Genomic DNA, 17,769 nt, shown 5'->3' with positions numbered 1-17,769 from the left:
CTTCCAAATCGACCGGTCCCGCCGGGAGTCAGGATGCCGGGCCGTATCGGAGCAGTTTGAAGCAATCGCCGTTGCCCGATTTCGTCTGTGCCAGCAAGGGCTTCGATCTGTCGATCCATTCCTGATGTGACCTCGCGTCGGCTTCGATCGCGTCGACCGGTGCAAGACTGACAAAGCTGCGTCCGTGGCTGAGAAGCCAGCACGCACGGCCGAGAAATCGCCTGCTGCGCTGGCGCAAGAGGTCGGCATCGTAGAAGATGTCGAGCACCTCGTGCTTGATCTTGCGCTCGGTTTCAGGATTGGCGATCGCAACCTCGATCGGCTCGCCGCCGATCGCATCCTGCAGGTCCTTGTAGTCGAGGGTGAGTTGGGTGATGGCATATTTGATCTCGCTCTCGTCGCGCACGATGTCGAACCATAGCGTCGGATCGAGCTGGTTGACGACGAACGACGACTCGAAATCGCGCGACAGGTTGAGGATGTCGAAGTCCCGGATGTCGACGTCGCGCTCAACCAGCAGGATTTCGCGGATCTGCTTGCCAAGCTCCGCTCCCTGCGCGCCGATGGCGGCGTTGGTTCCACCAAGTTCGGGACTAACGTAGGCCCCGCCGTCATCCAGCAGCGCGTCGAATTCGCCAAGTGACTCGACGAGGGGAGCGCCGCGAGCGATGCGCGCCGCCAGCTTGGCCAGAACCTGCTGGAGATCCGTTTCGCGTCTGCGCTGGTCCTGGTAATTCTGCTGGAAAAAGAAGATGAACAGCGACACGCCGATGCCGATCAGGATCACGCCCAACTGCGAGAAGATGTTACGGTAGTATTCCAGCAGCTTTTCGCGATGACGCACGTCGTCGCGCACACTGTGGGCGACCCGCAGATTGACGATCAGCGACAGGATGAGCAGCCCAGCACCGACGAGGATGAGGCCGCCGATGAGCAGGTAACCATGGCCTGTGCTGAAGTCCATTCGTTTTCCCTGAAGCCCAGACTGCGCAGAATAGTGCCATTTTGGCTAAATACCTACGGATTTGCAGGCGGTGGATTTGATGGCGGCGACCACCCCAGAAGGTTGACCCGCCTGGCCATCCGGCCGATAGCTCCGCCAGAAACTGCCCCGAGAACCCTGATGACTTCAGACACGAATCTCCACGATGCACGCTCCGCCGATCCTGACACCGCCTGGCAGGCGGACGTCCGCGCCGGGGTGCGCCACGTCCGCGACCTTGACCGCCTCCCGCTGTCGTCAGCCGAGCGCGCAGCCGCCCAGGCCGCGGCGGCGAACCACAAGGTGCGCGCGCCCAAAGCCTATCTCGACCTGATCGACTGGAACGACCCGGCCGATCCGATCCGGGCGCAGGTCATCCCCTCTCCGCAAGAACTGGAGGAGGTGGAAGGCGAACTCGACGATCCGATCGCCGACCATGACTTCAGCCCGGTGCCGCGCTTGACGCATCGCCATGCCGACCGGGTGCTGTTGTTCCCGACCTATCAATGCGCGGTCTATTGCCGGTTCTGCTTCCGCAAGGAATCTCTGACCTCGATCGGCAGGGGTTATACGCGCGAGGCGCTGGAGCCGGCGCTGGCCTATATCGCGGATCACCCCGAAATCCGCGAGGTGATCCTGACCGGCGGCGATCCGCTGTCGCTGCCCGACAAGGCGCTGGCCGAAATCCGCGCGCGCATCGAAGCGATCGCGCATGTGCGGCTGCTGCGCATCCACACGCGCGTTCCGGTGGCGCTGCCGTCGCGCATCACGCCGGGGCTGGTTGCGGCCCTGCAGGGCCGGCTGATGGTCACCATCGTCACCCATTTCAACCACGCGCGGGAAATCACTCAGGCCACGGAAACCGCCTGCCGCACGCTGCGGCAAGCCGGCTTCGTGCTGCTCAACCAGAGCGTTCTGCTCAAAGGCGTCAACGACAGCGTCGAGGCGCTGGAGGAGCTCTGCCGCGAGCTGATGTATCGCCTCGGCGTCAAACCCTATTACCTGCACCATGGCGACCTCGCGCGCGGCATGGCGCACCGGCGCACGACGATTGCGCAGGGGCAGGCGCTGACCGAAGCGCTGCGCGCGCGACTGTCGGGCATCTGCAACCCCGTCTATGTGCTCGACCTGCCGGAAGGCGGCGGCAAGGTGCCGATCGGACCTTGCCATGTCGAGGGACGGGACGGCGAGAACTGGCGGCTGCGCGGGCTCGATGGCGAGGTGAGGGCGTATACGGAGATCGTTGGCGAATAGGACTGCGCGCTAACCCCTGTCTTTCTCGATAAACGCCAGCACCACCACGCGCGGGACAACGCAGTAGGCGAGCCTGGCCTTGCGGCCTGTCTTCGTCGTCGCGCGGCCTGCGTTCAGGTCGACGGTGATGTCCTCATAGCCCAGCACCTCGCGATCGAGCGGATAGACGGCCTTGTAGACGGCTTCCTTGGCGGCAAAGAGGATGCGGCCGGCAAGATGCCGGTCGGCTGCGTCGGTGCGGTCCGCGGGTGTTGTCACGAGCGCCAAAATGTCATCCGGGAGAGGCTGCGCGGGCTCGACGTCGATGCCGAGCGAGGCGATATCGCCAACCGGTGCAACCGCCGCTACCGCCATGTCGTCGTCGTGCGCGAGCGAACCCATTATTCCCTCGGGCCAGACAGGCGCGCCGGACGGCGTGCGCAGGATGGCGGCGTCGCCGACGCCAAGCTCCGCCAGCAGTCCGTGCGCGATCCACCGGGCCGCGCCGCTGGCGCGCCGCATGCCAGGCTGGCGCGCGGGGATGGAATGCGCTTCCCCAGGCAGCAGATGGGCTTCATCGCCTTCGCGGATCAGGCGGCATCCGATCCGGACACCGCTCGGCGCGATCGCGGCCATAGCCTCCAGCAGGGTCGTTTCCTCCGATGAATTCGCAGCGGGCGGCGTCAACGATCGACCATCGGCAGGACGGCGATCATTTCTCCGTCCTCGTCGATGCCTTGTTCCACGAAGCCGGCTGCGCGATAGAGGTGGCGTGCGGCCTCGTTCTCGGGCTCGTAGCAGATCGAAACCTCCCTGATATGGTCGAGATTGCCGATCTCGTCGAGCAAGGCGCGCAATGCGGCCTTGCCATAGCCTTTGCCCTGGTGGGCGCGGTCGATCATGAAGCGGTAGACCAGCGCCTCGTTGTCCGACGCATCGTACATCAGGAAACCGACGACACGGGTCCCGGCCATGATGGCGCGCGGCCGCGCGTCTTCGTCGGTTTCGGCTTCTTCGAGGGACTCCGCATTGCCGGCGACGAAATCCCTCTGCTCCGGAGCCAGTTCCAGGGCCGCGACCAGGGCGCGGTTGGCCCTGGTCACGGCAACGAGACGGATGTCCTCGGTGTTCAAGCCGATGCCTTGGCCGAGGACTCGGTGATCGGCTCGACGAAGCGATGCAGCTTGGCCGGGTTGCCGCGCCATATGGAGTTGGGCTCCAGCTCTTCGCCCTTCATGACGAAGGAGTCGACATCGACCACCGAGCCTTCGCCCATGACGACGCCGTAGTGGACAAAGGCGGAGGGTCCGAGCGTGCAGCCCTTGCCGATGCGGATGAAGTCGGACTTGAAGGCGCCTTCCTCCAGCGAATGGGCCTGGATGACGCAGCCCTCGTTGAGGGTGGCGTCGTCGCCGATCTCCACCAGCGAGCGTTCTGTCAGATTGCTGCCGCCGTCATAGACACGGCTGCCGATCCTGACGCCCAGCATGCGCAGGATCATCGGCCGGAACGGCGTGCCGGCGAACAGCCGCACGATCGGCGAATCCGCCAGCTTCCAGTGGCGTTCATGGCGCCAGAACGCGACGTCGTAGATCGTCGTCATCTGCGGCTTCAGCCTGCCGAAACCAAGACTTGCCCGTTCCACGAAGATGTAGAAGGGAATGGTGATCGCCGAGGTCAGGAGCACGGCGACGAAGAGTGCGACTTCAGCCCATTCGGTATAGTAGTTCAGCGCCCGGTCCCAGATCGCCAGCGTGGCGAACAGCATGATCCATTGCGTCGCCACGAACAGCAGGATCGTCACCAGATTGTGGCGGTTCTTCAATGGGATGCGCCGGCGCCGGTCGTCCTCGTCGATGCCGGCGATGAGTTCCTTGTCGCGGTTCACCATGCGCGGGATTTCAAAGGCAGGCGAACCCAAGAGCCCGACATTCTCGCGCAGCGGCCCGTCGATGGGGATCATCACCTTGGTGCCGAGCAGGACGTTGTCGCCGGTGCGGCCGTCCGGCGGATAGTAGATGTTGTTGCCGAGATAGTTGCGCTCGCCGATTCTCGTCGGCTCGAGCCTGAAGGCGGCGGCGGATTTGTGCATGTTGATCATGAACAGCCCGTCCGACACCATGGTCTCGGTGCCGATCTCGCACAGAAGCGGGTTTTCGTGCTGCTGGTTGGAGCCGAAATTGGAGCCGGTCTGCACCACCTTGTTGAGGTTCCAGCCGATCGCTCGCATGTAGTGCACGATGGCCGAGCTGTCGCCGGCCAGCAGGCCGAGCACGCGCGAGTTGCTGGAGAATTCAGCGACGGTCTGCAGCCAGTAGCGGAAGCCGTACAGCGTGTAGGTGCGGCCGGGCTTCAACAGCAGGCTGACCAGGCGCGGCACCAGCGTCGCCGCCAGGAAGGATGCGGCCATGTAGCCGAACAGCGTCACCGTGGTGCCGATCGCGACGACGCCGATGGTTTCCTGGTAGTCGTCGCCGACATTTTCCCAATAGCTGTGGAACAGGAGCGGCAAGGGGGTGACGATGGCAAACAGGCCGATCAGCTGAACCGCTTCGAACAGGAAGCGCCGGATGTTGGACGGATCGACATTGCGCACCTTGCAATAGTCGGCCGTGGTCGGCACGGCCGGCGAGCCATGCCAGCGTTCGCCGTCGGGGATGCTTTGGCCGCGGTGCAGCGAGGACGAATGGCCGAGCTGGGCGCCGTCGCCGATCCTGGTGTCGATGTCGAGCGTCGAGCCGACGCCGACAAAGGCGTCGCGGCCGATGGTCAGCGGCCCGGTGTGGATATAGCCGGACTGCGCCCGGAAACCGAGGATCATCGATTCCTTGCGCAGGATGGTGTTGGCGCCGATCGAGATGAGATCCGTGCAGACGGGCACGGATTTCGATTCGATGACGGCGTTTTTGCCGAGCCTGGTGCCGAGAAGCTGCAGGTAGATGCTGTAGAGCGGGCTGCCGCGGAACAGCACGACGGGCGCGGTGCGGATCAACGTCTTGACCACCCAGAAGCGGAAGTAACGCACGCCCCAGATGGGAAACGCCTCCGCCTTCCAGCGGCCGACCAGCACCCATTTGGCGAGGACGGCAAAGCCCGACATGCCGAAGAACACGGCGGCCGAAAGCGCCACGCACCTGATGTAGAGCTGCAGCGGATCGTCGAGCGCGTCGTACATCCAGTTGAGACCACCATTGATCGCCCACAGGGCGCCATAGCTGTAGAGCCCGTAGAACATCAGCTGTGCGGCGCCGCAGGTCCAATAGGCAAGATTGGAGGCCCGCCGCGTGAGGACGGGTTCGTTGGTGGCCGTCGTCATCTCGTCCGCTACGCCCAGATGCAGCGCCAGCCGCGCCACGGTCGGGTGGAGGTAGATGTCGCGCATCGACGCCGTCGCCCATTCCTTCCTGGTGCGCACACGGGCGCAGAAATGCGCCATCAGCAGCGAGTTGGCGCCGAGATCGTCGAAGAAATTGTCCTCGACGGACACTTCGTCGAATTTCAGCACCGCGGCCAGCGCGTCGGCCAGGAAACGCTCGTCGTCATTGGCGGGCGCGACCATGGCGCGATCGCCCGAAAGCCGCACGCTTGTCGGCTTCGGCAGCTGGCGCAAATCCACCTTGTTGGAGACCGTCATCGGGATCGCCGGCAGCTCCTCGAGATAGGAGGGCACCATGTAGTCCGGCAGCCGCCGCTTCATCGTCCTGGCGAGGTCCGCGCGCGAGATCGCCGTCTGGCCGGCCTTGGCTGCGAAATAGGCGACGAGTTCGACGCGGCCGGGCTCGATCTCCCAGGTGGTGACGGCGGCTTGCGCGATCTCGGGCTGGTCGAGCAGCACCGCCTCGATCTCGCCGAGCTCGATGCGGTAGCCGCGGATCTTCACCTGGGTGTCGATGCGGCCGTTATACTCGATCTCGCTTTGGTCGTTGATGCGGCCAAGGTCGCCGGTGCGGTAGATGCGCTTGGACGGGTTGTTCGGCAGGCCGACGAAATCGGCGATGAATTTCTGTTCGGTCAGGTCGGGCCGGTTGAGATAGCCGACCGCGAGCCCGATGCCGGCAATGCCGATCTCGCCCAGTTCGCCGGGTTCGGCGAGCTGCGGCAGCGAAGCGTCGAGGATGACGATCGAGTAGGTCGGCAGCGGCGCGCCGATGGTGACGGGACTGTCCGGCGTCAGCGCGCCCATGGTGGCGGTGACGGTCGCCTCGGTCGGGCCATAGGTGTTCAGGATCTGCCGCCCCGGCTTCGACCAGCGCACCACCAGATTGTGCGGACAGGCCTCGCCGCCCACCAGCAGCGTGCGCAGGCTGGGCACATCCGATGTCATCGACGACAGCAGCGTCGGGCTGCAGGCGATGCAGGTGATGTCATGGAGCCGCAGGAAATCGGCGAGTTCCTCGCCCACCAGCGGCATCTGGCCAGGAGCGGGCACCACCGTCGCGCCGGCGACGAACGGCACCCAGATTTCTTCGGAGGAAAAGTCGAAGGCGATGGTCATGCCCTGGTAGACGCGGTCGCCCGGCCGGTAGCCGTAGGAGGCAGCGGCGACGCGGATGAAATTGACGAAACTCTGGTGCTTGATGACGACGCCCTTGGGCTTGCCCGTGGTGCCCGAGGTGTAGAGGATGTAGCAGGTGTCGTCCGCTGAAGCGGCCTTCGCATGCGGCTGCAGCGGCGCGTCGGGCTGTCTGGAGATTTCGGCAGCAGTGCTGTCGATCAGCAGATGCGGGACCGGCAGTTGACCGGCGCGCGACGCATAGGCGGCGATGGTGACGATCAGGCTGACGCCGGCGTCTTCGATGATGAGCGCCATCCGCTCCTCGGGAAAGGCGGTCGCCAGCGGCACGAAGGCAGCGCCCGCCTTCATCACGGCGAGCAGCGCGACATAGGTCTCCGCCGAGCGGTCGAGGATGAGCCCGATGCGGTCGCCCGGCTTCACGCCGCGCTTGACCAGCAGGCGGGCGAACTGGTTGGCCCGCCTGTCCAGCTCCCGATAGGTCCAGACACGCCCGTCGGAGATCACCGCCGGCAGCGCTGCGAACATTTCGGCGAGCTGTTCGAAGACCGTGTCGAGCCGCTCGCCGGGCAGGCCATGGCGGGCAAAGTCCGCGCCCGTCAGGATTTGCCCGCGCCTGGCTGTCGCGGGAGCCGTTTTTACCAGCGCAGCGACACCTGCCGGGCCGCTTTCCAGCCCCGATCGTTCCGCGTCCAGTTCGGCGATATCGACACCGTGATCCATTTCCATACTTTCCCGTCCAGGCCGGGCATTGCCCGGCACGGCCATTTTTCCAGTTGTTGTGGGACGCTTATGCCATCCGATCTTTTCGGCAGTTTTTCCGAACTGTTGAATATTGTTTCTGAACTGTGTCTGGGCGGGGTTTCTGAGCCTCCCTTGGCGGCTGCGCCCGGCGGCAATGCCGGCGCGCGCGCCGGCGTTTTTCTGGAACCAGCCTTGAGGCCCCGCATTCTATGAGCAGGGACTGAAGGAGCGTGTCGTGAAAGCGGTTTTGGGACTGGTCTGCGGCTTCGTGCTGACCCTTGCGGTCTTCGGCAGCGGACTGGGCTTCGCCGCCTGGCTGCTTGCCGCAAAGCCGCCGCGCCAGGCAACGGCCACCGTCAGCGTGGCGGAGCTGTGGACCAAGAAGGCGCGGCCGGTGAACAAAGCCGGGCAGGGCCTCGAACGCCTGCCGGCCGCCCAGCCGGCGCCGCCCGACGTCCCCGCCAAACCGCAGGAAACACCGCCCGACCCGACGGTCACCGGCGCCATCGCGCCCAAGGCGGCGGAATTGCCGTCTCCGCATCTCGCCTGGTGCGCCAGCCGCTATCGCTCCTACCACCCGGACGACAACAGTTATCTTTCCTACAGCGGGCAGCTGCGCCCCTGCATCTCGCCCTATCTCGAAGCCGCCGGTCAGGCCGGCCAGCCGGCCGCCGATGGCGGGGAAAACGGCGCTGGCCTTGGCGTCTACCTTGCCGACGATGACGGCGAAGCGCTTTCGGCCGACCATGTCGATTCCTGCTTCAGCCGTTACCGCTCCTACCGCCCGGAAGACAACTCCTACCAGCCCTATTCCGGCGGCCCGAGACGGCAATGCCAGTAGCCCCCGCGCGCCGCCGGCATGGCGATCCGATCGCGCGGATTTTCCGGAGCGTCCGCATTGGCGCGACGTTCAACCCTGACCCCAAGGAGGACTGACCATGAGCGACGACCGGGACGACAGAATTCGTGAGCGCGCCTACCAGATCTGGGAACGGGAAGGCCGCATGCAGGGCGACCCCGAACGGCACTGGCACCAGGCCGAGGCCGAGATCGACCGCGAGGGAGCCCTGCCGCTGACGGCGGACGATGCGCTGCCTGAAACCGGCGAGATCGCCAGCTCCGACGTGCTGGAGGTCGAGGCGCTGGCGGTGCGCACCGGCATCTCCGGCGACGAGGCACAGGAACTGCTCGACCGCCTGGGCAACGACCGCGCCGCGGTCGAGCAAGCCGCGCGCAGCCTCAAGGCCAAAGGGCGGCGAAACCCCGATGAGGGACTGGCGAAATAGTCGGAGGACGAAAAATGCCGGCTAGGCTGCGACGGCTGATCGGCACGAAAAGCCCGCGCCTCTGGCGGAGGACGCGGGCCGATCGGAGGGCCGATCTTCGGCAGGCGATGGAGGGCACCACCTGCCGCATCCACTAACAATTAGCTTTGGCTAATGTTCCGTCAAGTTGGATCTGAATTTACTGCGTTGGAATGTCGGCTGCCACCGCAATTGCGCCGCTGGCCTTGGTGGCCGCCGGCAGGCAGCTTGCGTCGATGGGATAGGAATTTTTTCTTGACGGGGTGAGGGCAGCTATGCTACATTTCTGCCTATGGTGCTGATTTGCGCCAGTGACCCGCCGCCCAGGCGGGTTTTTGCGTTTTGGCCGGCGCTCGCCGAATTTCGACGTTGCCAGAAAGCGCCGACGCCAAAGCTGCCAATCTCCCCACTTGTGGGGGAGATGGCCGGCAGGCCAGAGGGGGGGCGCCGTAGAGTGCTGCCTTCGAACGGGTGGATCATTTGGATTGGAACGGCGTTGATCCCTGACACAACCGGGGAATGAGCATGGCGACAAGACGCAGGCGCTGGTCGGCAGGCCGCCGCCCGGTAAGCGGAAACCTTGATCAGGGCCAATCCTAGCCAGGGAGAGCGAGATGATCCGAAAACTCAAGGACGGCAAATACCGGCTGTATTCGCGCAAGAAGGACGACAAGACCGGCAAGCGGCGCAACCTCGGAACGTTCGATACGCGCGAGGCGGCGGAGAAGCACGAGAAGGAGGTGCAGTATTTCAAGCGGCATTGAGAGGGGGCCTCTGGCTGTCGCAATGGTGACTCACCAAACGCCAATGCGGCCGGCGCTGAATACAGCCGTCACCCGCAAGATGTCTACGCCACGCGTGGTTGAGCTGGCCTGACTACGGTAGCGAGCACGATGCCGGCGACGATGAAGGCCGCACCGACCAGGTCGTAATCGTGCAAGCCCTCGCCGAGCAGCAGATAGGCGAGCACGGCCACGAACACCGTCTGCAGGTAGAGCAGCATGCTTGCCCGGCTAGCACCCAGCGTTTGCACGCTTTTGTTGTAGAGGTAGTACATCAGGGCGCCGCCGGGACCTGCCAGATAGGCGAGCGCGAGAAGGCTGTGGACGTTCATGGCGGAGCGTTCGTCGTTGAACAATTCCCACGCATGGAAAGGCAAGGCGACCAGCGCACCGGCGCCGAGCAGCAGCACGACCATCGGCAGGAGTTCGATGCCGAATTTGGCACGGCGCAAAAGCACGGTGTAGAGGCCCCAGCAGAACGCGCTGCCGACGATCCACAGCTCGCCGGCGTTGAGCTTGAGCTGCAGCAGCGCCGTCAGGTTGCCGTGGGCAACGATGAAAATCATCCCGGCAAGCGCAACCAGCGCGCCAAGCGACTTCCACAGGCCGAGCGGCTCGCCAAGCACGAAACGGGCAAGCACCATCGTCATGACCGGCGACAGCGCCATGATGATGCCGGCCGTGGTGGCGTCGGTGTGGTTGAGGCCATGGTAGATCATACCCTGGCAGAGCGTCAGGCCGATCGCCCCCACGGCGACGACCTCCACGGCGCGCGTTCGCAAAAGCCCGATCATCGCCTCGTGATGACGGTGCACGATCGGCAGCAGGATGGCGCAGGCAAGCGTCAGCCGCCAGAAACAGAGACCCCAGGGCGGCATTTCAGGCGCCACCCATTTGGCCGCGATGTAGACACCGGCCGAAAGCAGCCAGCACAGGACGGCGGCCGGATAGCCGGCCAGGGAGGATATGGGGCGCACGGGTTGCGCGGCTTGATGCGCTATCGGCATTGCCTGCATGTCATGCCTCCCCTTCGATGACCTCGGCCAGACGGGGCAATATAGCCTGTGTCGTTGGGTCGTGCATCCGTTTTGAGAGGTCGAGGAGGAATCTGGGCAGCCGCGCGGACCTCAAGGGCAAGGGGAAACTATCAGCCAGGGAGAGCGAAATGATCCGGAAAATGAAATGCGGAAAATACCGGCTTTATTCGCGCTAGGAGGATGAGAAGACCGGGAAAAGGCGGAATCTGGGAACGTTCGAGACGCGTGAGGCGATGGAGAAGCATGAGCGCGAGGTGTAGTATTTTAAGCGGCATTGAGGGGATAGTGGGACGTTCCTTGCAGGCTGGATACCTGGGCATGGCCCGGCGGGAGTCCTCTTTCACACCAAACTTCGCCCGGCAGAACATTCCGAGAAGACAGCGATCACGGCGGGCATGTTCCTACTGGCAATTGCCGCCATCGGCGCAATATAGCTGCACCAGCAGCGGAGCAGGAGACGGGCAACGTGCTGATGGTGGCGAATGGGTGGTAGGGAAGCTTTCAGTTGAGGGGCGGGTTGCGGTGGATCACAGCTCCCTGGGCGCGTATCGCTTAGTATGGATGCGTTAGGCTCAGGTTGAGTGATGCGGTCACCCTTTCCTAAACACTACAGTGCCCTTATACCGAATCGGTCGCTTGCGGCACAGGAACAGTGAACTCCAGAGGTCATTTTGCATACTCTCGAATCCTATCTCAGTGATGGAATCCAACGTGATCGGGAAGACATTGCCGCCATCGATCGAGTGCTTCTAGAAACAGGAGAAACGATTGCGGGAACGTTCAATTCGGAGAAACCCAACTGGCCCTATGAAATTCCCGATCGCCGAAAAGAAAATGACAAGCACAAGATTTCGCATAGCACGATGACAATGATGATCCGCGCAATCGATCTTCTTCGCGAGTCGCAACGAGTTGGCACATCTCGTCCAGGCTATGCATTTGAGGTTGGCGGTCAATACGCGAAAAAGCTGGATGAAGCGCGAAAGAAGGCATTTGACAGGTTGGTCGCTGAGCTTAGAGAAGCCCGTTCTGAGACCAGAGCCCAAACCATAACAACGATTTCTCCTACCTACGGGACCAATGACCCGCTAACCATGTCGTTTCTTGCCGAGGTTTTGTCGGCGACACCTGGTGGGACCGATGATCTCATGGCCGATGCCAGGATCGTCGTTCAGAAACTCGTAAAGATTGATCCGACGAACAGCTTCGTCAGTTTTTTTATTTTTAAGAACAGAGGCTTGACGGAATCAAAAGTCGTACCCAACGCATTCGTTCCTTTGTTAGTCGTGCGTGCAGCTCATACGCTGGGGCAAGAGATAGAAGGCAGAGCTGCATATCTGCGCTACTTTGAGAGTACACTTCACGATCAGCTTTCGTACTCAAATATCCCGGACAGCCGCTTCGATCCTGCCGAGTTGATCTTCTCTTTGGAGGGCGTGCTGCTCCTCTCGGAGCAGACAATAGATGTGCGTCTATTCGACCGTGTTCTTGATGTCCTCGAGCAAGCGCAGCAGACTAGTGCTCACTGGCGCCCAAGTAAGCCCTTCCTGCGCACCGTAAAGGGGTTTGTACTTTTCCCAATAAGTGTGGAGGCCGCAAATTCACTTCTGCGGTGCTGCCAGAGACTAGATAAGGACGAGCGGTTTCATGGGCGCTCGGAACGATACATAGCTCTGTTTCGCCGCTTCTGGAGTTGGCTTGCGGCGAGGCGCGTCACAATCGATGTTGAAGGAACGCCACGCCGAGTTTCAGGCTGGCACTCGGACCATGTCGCGGATCCTGACTCGATCCAACTTTGGGATACCGCGCAGGTAGTCGATTTTCTTCTGGGATACCGGCGTAGCCTCCACGGCCACATAGCTCGCACCACGCTGCGACTGTCTCGCTTCAACGTTCGAAAGCCTCAACGTGCCAAACAGTCTTGGAGTCCTGCGACCCAAGCGATGCAACTAGCTCGAAAGACGACAACGGCCGCGGCCCCGGATGACAAAGCAGATCTGAGGGAGAGCTTTGAGCCGATAACCTCACTCGGGCCATACTTCGAGACCTATCGTAAGGTAGAAGAGGAGTTCCTTTTGCCTTGGCTCGGCGGAAGTCCCCGAAATTATTCTATGTTAATTTATGGCCCGCCTGGCACCGGCAAAACCAGCGTTGCTGAAAATTTAGCGGATGCGCTCGGCTTTCCGCTCGTAACGATTACCGTCAGCGACTTTCTGGCAGGTGGCGGGGGCGAGGTGGAAGCGCGCGCTAAAATGATCTTTGAGGTGCTTGAGGCGCAGGCGGACGTCGTGGTCCTCTTCGACGAGATTGACGAACTCGTGCTGGATCGAAGCTCGAAGCGGCATGGCCAGCAAGATACCGTATTCAAGTTCATGACGCCTGGCATGCTGACCAAGTTTAATAACTTGCGCCGAGCGAAGCGCGGTATCTTCATCATGGCTACCAATTACGCATATCGCATCGATCCGGCGATCCGTAGAACGGGGCGTATCGACGAGAATTACCTACTGCTTCCGCCGGATGCTACTTCAAGGCAGAAGATGATAAAGAATTTTCTGAAAGATGCGATCGAAAAGGGAAATCTCCCGGCCGACCATGCGCTGAATCCTGACAATATCGAGAAATCCGGTAAATGGAGTATCCTGCGGAGTGCTTCATTCTTCTTGGGCTATAAGGATATCGAGGCTGCAGTGGCGCGTGTTGTTCGCCAGGTTGGTAACAGTCAAAGTGTGACGGAACTTGAGAGTGAGTTCTTGGAATGGGGACGCACAACGACTCTTCGCCTCTACAATGGCGCATTCGACGAAATAGACGATCGGGAGGCAATTGAACGCGAGTTCCTGCCCCTTATCGAGATGGCAGCGCGGGAGGGCGCAGTCCTTAAGGAAAAGAAAAATCCGGCTCTCGATTGCGCGGCTTTATTTAAGGCTGATGAAAAGAATGGCAAGCTGGCTTCGTTCGCTAGTGAACTTAAGCTCAGAGAAGAATCCTTAAGGTTCGTTAAGCGGCGCAGTCCGGAATACGTTAGGAAATGACAGCTCAATCCCCCCAGCCGCTAAGCGGCATCCGTCAAGCTTGGCGTTCTGCCTTCGGATCACGAAAGGTCGTCTATCTCAGCGGCCCGATCACGTCGGGACTGCGGTTCATAGATTGGTGGAGCAAGATCGGATATCAGCTTGAGGCCGATGCGAGCGCTTATCGTGCCGAACTTGTCGAGCAGGTGATTATTCCGAACGAGAACCAGCTCAAAGCGACAGCCGAACTGCTCCGCGCCAGGGGCTCGGAGCCGGTGGTTGAGCCAGCGAGCCTATTCATTAACGGTTGGACCCAAGAAGATTATCTAGAGTTGTGGCAGCAGTTCATCTCAGCTCACGCGAGCCGCATCCTGTTAATGGACGGATGGGAATACAGCGCGGGTAGTGCCTCTGAATTCTGCCGTGCACATCTCGAAGGCATCCCCACCGCTCGTGTTGACGGATCGCCCATCGTCGCACGAGATGGTGTCGCCGCAATCAGCCGCGCACTCGCTCGCGTTGATGCACTGGCTGTGCCGCCGCTCGCTCTCCAGAACACATTGCGTGCTGCATATAGCCAACTCGAAACAACAGTGGCGACTGTAGTCTACGTGCCGGGTGGTGGCATTCCGCGAAAAGACGCTTCGCTCGATCGGCTCGCTGAACTTATCAACGTAGCGCAATTCGTCAGCTATGAACCGCATCGTGGGAAACCAAAGCAGGCGTATTCACGCGTCCTTGGGGAAAGCCCTAACCGCATATTCTCCAACGTTACCGAAGTTGCCGAGACACTCCTTGCGCGAAGCGCTGACGGCTCCGTGAATGTGAGAAGCTTTACACCTGAAAGCCCGCTTAGCCGCGAATTCATATACGGTCTGACTCGAGTTAACGATATTGTCGATGCGATCGCACGCCTCACGCGCGAAGGTCTGCATACCATCGTAAATGAAACGGTCGATATCCACGATGGTGGCGTTTCCGGGGTGGTGCTTGGGAAGATCATCGAGTTTGCTCCCGACGATACGCCTCGCGCGGTAGAGAAGGCAGGCACAGCTTCTCTACCTCTCGGTTGGGGATTCCGACTCCTCGCTACGGTTTACGGTTTCGAACCGGATTTGGCAGTTCCCGAAAACACGCGCCTGGAATTCAGTCTGCATCCCCGGCCACGTGGCTGGCGTCGCATGCACACGTTGGGATGGGAGATTGCTGAACACAAAGGGTTAGATTTGTTTCCGGTAGCGCAGTGGCCCAACAGATTTAGTCATATGCTTGGCGATAAGGTCTTCGGGCTTCTTGTCGCACACCTCATTGGCCTGCCAGTACCGCGCACTACTGTGGTCAATCGGCGGGTGGCACCGTTTACGTTCGGCCAAGCAACGGGTTCGTCGGAGGTCTGGTGTCGCACTGCACCAATCGAGCAGACACCGGGCAAATTCACGACAACGCGCGGCTGGAGCGACCCCTTTAGGATCATGCAGGAAGAAGATCCGGACCACAAGTTAATCGCTTCGATTCTGGGACAAGCAAGTGTTGAGCCGCTCTATTCCGGTGCGTCGATAGTGCTCCAGAGCGGGGAGATCGTCACCGAGGGGCTACGCGGTGTGGGTGACAGGTTCATGTTAGGCACTGCCAAGGCAGAGATACTTCCGTCGTCAATTATCGCGGACGTTGAACGCCTGCATGCGGGTGCGGCCGAATTGGGCCCGGTGCGTTTCGAGTGGGTTCACGATGGCAAACGGGCATGGGTGGTGCAGATGCATCATGGCGCAACTAAGAGTGCTGCTGGCGTGCTTGTCCCGGGAAAAGCAGAGCATTGGATAGTCTTTGACGTCTCGCAAGGACTTGAGAAGTTACGCGACGTCATTGACAGCCTTGAGCCGCACCATGGTGTGGAATTGCAGGGCGAAGTTGGCCTAACTAGCCATATCGCGGACGTTATTCGCAGAGCAAACGTGCCAGCACGCATGAAACCGCAGGACCGTGATGCGGCCTAGTGCTGGGCAAGCAAACATCACCGTAGCCGAGTGCTCTTTCGGGTAGGGTCGCCGGGAACAGGAATTGTCGTCCTACCGCCTTCCCACCCCTGGCATTAACCATTCGTTAACCATTCCCTCGCTAGCGTTTACCTCTCAGTAAGGATTCGCCAGCCGTGACCTTTGCCGCCCCCCTCGAGGCCAAATCCATTCGCTTTCGTGCCCGCTCTTTCGTCGCTTTCACGCTGACGCCGGAGGCGCCTTTGGACGTGTGGCTGGAGGGGCTGGATCACTGGATCGGCAATTCGCCTGGCTATTTTGCCGGGCGGCCGGTGGTGCTTGATCTCAACACCTTGAAGCCCGATGTCGCCGCGATCGAATCGCTGGTCGACGTGCTTGGCCATCGCGGCATCCGCGTCTACGCCATCGAGCTCGACGGCCACGCCGCACTCGCGCCCAACCTGCCGCCGGTGCTGGTCGGCGCCAAGGAGGCGACGACGGATGGGTTGCTGCCCCGCGAGGCGCGGGCGGAGGGTTTCGACAAGGCCGAGGGCAGGGCGGCTGAACAGCATGCGGATGCGGGCAGCGCGGCCAAGGCCGGCGACGGCAAGGCTGGCGCAAGCAAGGCGGGCGATAGCGAGCCGCAGGTTGAAGCTTCGGGCACGCTGATGATCAAGGCGCCGATCCGCTCCGGCCAGGCGATCGTGCATCCGCATGGCGATGTCATCGTGCTGGGTTCTGTCGCTTCCGGGTCGGAGATCATCGCGGCGGGCTCGATCCATGTCTACGGCACGCTGCGCGGGCGCGCTTCGGCGGGTGCGCTGGGCAACAGGGGCGCGCGCATCTTCTGCCGCAAGAACGAGGCGGAGCTGCTGGCGGTCGACGGCTGGTACGTCACCGCCGAGGAGATGGAAGGCGTTTCGCGCGGCAAGCCGGTGCAGGCGTTTCTCGACGGCGACGCCTTGCGGGTTTCGACGCTGAGCTGACATTCGTTTCGATATTGGGGCGGCCGAGGGCCGCCCGACCAAGAACAACAACAACGGAGGCTTTTCAATGGGCAAGGTAGTGGTGGTCACCTCGGGCAAGGGGGGCGTCGGCAAGACGACCTCGACGGCGGCCCTCGGGGCGGCCGTGGCCAAGACCGGCAAGAAGGTGGCGCTCGTCGACTTCGACGTCGGCCTGCGCAACCTCGACCTGATCATGGGCGCCGAACGGCGCGTGGTGTTCGACCTCGTCAACGTCATCCAGGGCCAGGCGAAGCTCTCGCAGGCGCTGATCCGCGACAAGCGGGTCGAGACGCTGTTCCTGCTGCCGGCCTCGCAGACGCGCGACAAGGATGCGCTGACCGAGGAAGGCGTCGGCGAAGTCATCGACAAGCTGCGCTCGGTGTTCGACTACGTCTTCTGCGACAGCCCGGCCGGCATCGAGCGCGGCGCGCAGCTCGCCATGCGCTTTGCCGACGAGGCGGTCATCGTCACCAATCCGGAAGTGTCGTCGGTGCGCGATTCCGATCGCATCATCGGCCTGCTCGATGCCCGCACCTTGCGGGCCGAGCAGGGCGAGCAGATCGCCAAGCATGTGCTGGTGACGCGCTACGATGCGGCGCGCGCCTCGCGCGGCGAGATGCTGTCCATCGACGACGTGCTGGAAATCCTGTCGGTGCCGCTGCTCGGCATCATTCCGGAAAGCCAGGACGTGCTGCGCGCCTCCAACCTCGGTTCGCCGGTGACGCTGTCGGAGCCGCTCAATTCCGCTGCCAAGGCCTATATCGACGCCGCCAGGCGGCTGGAGGGCGAGGAATTGCCCGTCATCGTGCCCTTCGAGCGCAAGGGCTTCCTCGATCGTCTTTTGGGAAGGAGGGCGGCATGAACCTGCTCGACATCTTCAAGCGGCGCTCCAGCGCCCCGGTGGCGCGCGAGCGGCTGCAAGTGCTGCTCGCCTATGAGCGCCGCAACCGCAGCCAGCCCGACCTCGTCTCCATCCTGCGCGAGGAGATCATGGCCGTCATCGCCAAGCATGTGCAGATCGACCAGGACTATCTGCAGGTCTCGATGGACCGCGGCGAGACCATGTCGACGCTGGAAATCGACATCCAGATCCCCAACAAGAGCGCCGTGCCGCTGGCCATGGCGGGGTGAGGGCAACTTAGGGAGCCGCGATCCTTCGCGCCCCCCTCTGTCCTGCCGG

14 protein-coding genes are annotated in these 17,769 nt (G+C 62.1%); 9 read left to right on the top strand and 5 right to left on the bottom strand.

Going from position 1 to position 17,769, the window contains the following annotated elements:
- Window positions 1–28 precede the first annotated feature (28 nt).
- Window positions 29–964 (bottom strand): hypothetical protein, encoded by a 936-nt coding sequence (locus LB519_RS29715; RefSeq protein WP_224621827.1) that lies wholly within the window; start codon window positions 962–964, stop codon window positions 29–31.
- Window positions 965–1,123: 159 nt separating this feature from the next.
- Here LB519_RS29715 and LB519_RS29710 point away from each other — a divergent pair, with 159 nt between their 5' ends.
- A complete protein-coding gene (locus tag LB519_RS29710; protein WP_224621826.1) occupies window positions 1,124–2,236 on the top strand; it encodes a KamA family radical SAM protein in 1,113 nt (370 codons plus the stop codon).
- A 9-nt stretch (window positions 2,237–2,245) separates the two neighbouring features.
- Here the strand turns inward: LB519_RS29710 and LB519_RS29705 are convergent, their stop codons facing one another.
- The 3 genes from LB519_RS29705 to LB519_RS29695 are packed head-to-tail and all read right to left on the bottom strand — an operon-like array spanning window position 2,246 to window position 7,457.
- On the bottom strand, window positions 2,246–2,851 hold the full coding sequence (locus tag LB519_RS29705; RefSeq protein WP_224621825.1) for a 4'-phosphopantetheinyl transferase: 606 nt from the start codon (window positions 2,849–2,851) through the stop codon (window positions 2,246–2,248).
- Window positions 2,852–2,898: 47 nt separating this feature from the next.
- Window positions 2,899–3,348: a GNAT family N-acetyltransferase gene (locus LB519_RS29700; protein ID WP_224621824.1), complete on the bottom strand. Its 450-nt coding sequence runs from the start codon at window positions 3,346–3,348 to the stop codon at window positions 2,899–2,901.
- Window positions 3,345–7,457: a Pls/PosA family non-ribosomal peptide synthetase gene (locus LB519_RS29695; RefSeq protein WP_224621823.1), complete on the bottom strand. Its 4,113-nt coding sequence runs from the start codon at window positions 7,455–7,457 to the stop codon at window positions 3,345–3,347. The genes LB519_RS29700 and LB519_RS29695 overlap by 4 nt, the downstream gene beginning before the upstream one ends.
- Before the next feature lie 250 nt (window positions 7,458–7,707).
- On the opposite strand from LB519_RS29695, the gene LB519_RS29690 reads away from it, so the two are divergent.
- From LB519_RS29690 to LB519_RS29680, 3 genes are all read left to right on the top strand, one after another.
- Window positions 7,708–8,313, top strand: coding sequence for a BA14K family protein (locus LB519_RS29690; RefSeq protein WP_224621822.1), 606 nt, complete (start codon window positions 7,708–7,710; stop codon window positions 8,311–8,313).
- A gap of 97 nt (window positions 8,314–8,410) precedes the next feature.
- Window positions 8,411–8,758 carry a DUF2934 domain-containing protein gene (locus LB519_RS29685; protein WP_224621821.1) on the top strand — a complete coding sequence of 116 codons (348 nt, stop codon included), beginning with the start codon at window positions 8,411–8,413 and terminating at the stop codon, window positions 8,756–8,758.
- A 632-nt stretch (window positions 8,759–9,390) separates the two neighbouring features.
- A complete protein-coding gene (locus LB519_RS29680; protein ID WP_086081318.1) occupies window positions 9,391–9,540 on the top strand; it encodes a hypothetical protein in 150 nt (49 codons plus the stop codon).
- 83 nt (window positions 9,541–9,623) lie between these two features.
- Here the strand turns inward: LB519_RS29680 and LB519_RS29675 are convergent, their stop codons facing one another.
- Window positions 9,624–10,574, bottom strand: a complete 951-nt coding sequence (locus LB519_RS29675) for a DMT family transporter (protein ID WP_063168610.1) — start codon at window positions 10,572–10,574, stop codon at window positions 9,624–9,626.
- A 692-nt stretch (window positions 10,575–11,266) separates the two neighbouring features.
- On the opposite strand from LB519_RS29675, the gene LB519_RS29670 reads away from it, so the two are divergent.
- From LB519_RS29670 to minE, 5 genes are all read left to right on the top strand, one after another.
- Entirely contained in the window at window positions 11,267–13,630 is a 2,364-nt protein-coding gene (locus tag LB519_RS29670; RefSeq protein WP_063168609.1) for an ATP-binding protein, read from the top strand.
- Window positions 13,627–15,603: a DUF4406 domain-containing protein gene (locus LB519_RS29665; protein ID WP_082826503.1), complete on the top strand. Its 1,977-nt coding sequence runs from the start codon at window positions 13,627–13,629 to the stop codon at window positions 15,601–15,603. Before LB519_RS29670 ends, LB519_RS29665 begins: the two co-directional genes overlap by 4 nt.
- Before the next feature lie 155 nt (window positions 15,604–15,758).
- Window positions 15,759–16,568 (top strand): septum site-determining protein MinC, encoded by an 810-nt coding sequence (minC, locus tag LB519_RS29660; RefSeq protein ID WP_063168608.1) that lies wholly within the window; start codon window positions 15,759–15,761, stop codon window positions 16,566–16,568.
- 67 nt (window positions 16,569–16,635) lie between these two features.
- Window positions 16,636–17,451, top strand: coding sequence for a septum site-determining protein MinD (gene minD / locus LB519_RS29655; protein ID WP_013530671.1), 816 nt, complete (start codon window positions 16,636–16,638; stop codon window positions 17,449–17,451).
- Window positions 17,448–17,720 (top strand): cell division topological specificity factor MinE, encoded by a 273-nt coding sequence (gene minE, locus LB519_RS29650; RefSeq protein ID WP_024501686.1) that lies wholly within the window; start codon window positions 17,448–17,450, stop codon window positions 17,718–17,720. The genes minD and minE overlap by 4 nt, the downstream gene beginning before the upstream one ends.
- Window positions 17,721–17,769 lie beyond the last annotated feature (49 nt).

Source organism: Mesorhizobium sp. AD1-1 (assembly GCF_020164655.1).
Classification (GTDB): Bacteria; Pseudomonadota; Alphaproteobacteria; order Rhizobiales; family Rhizobiaceae; genus Mesorhizobium; species Mesorhizobium ciceri.
The sequence above is the reverse complement of the archived record's forward strand: the minus strand, read 5'-3'. Positions and strand labels throughout refer to the sequence as shown.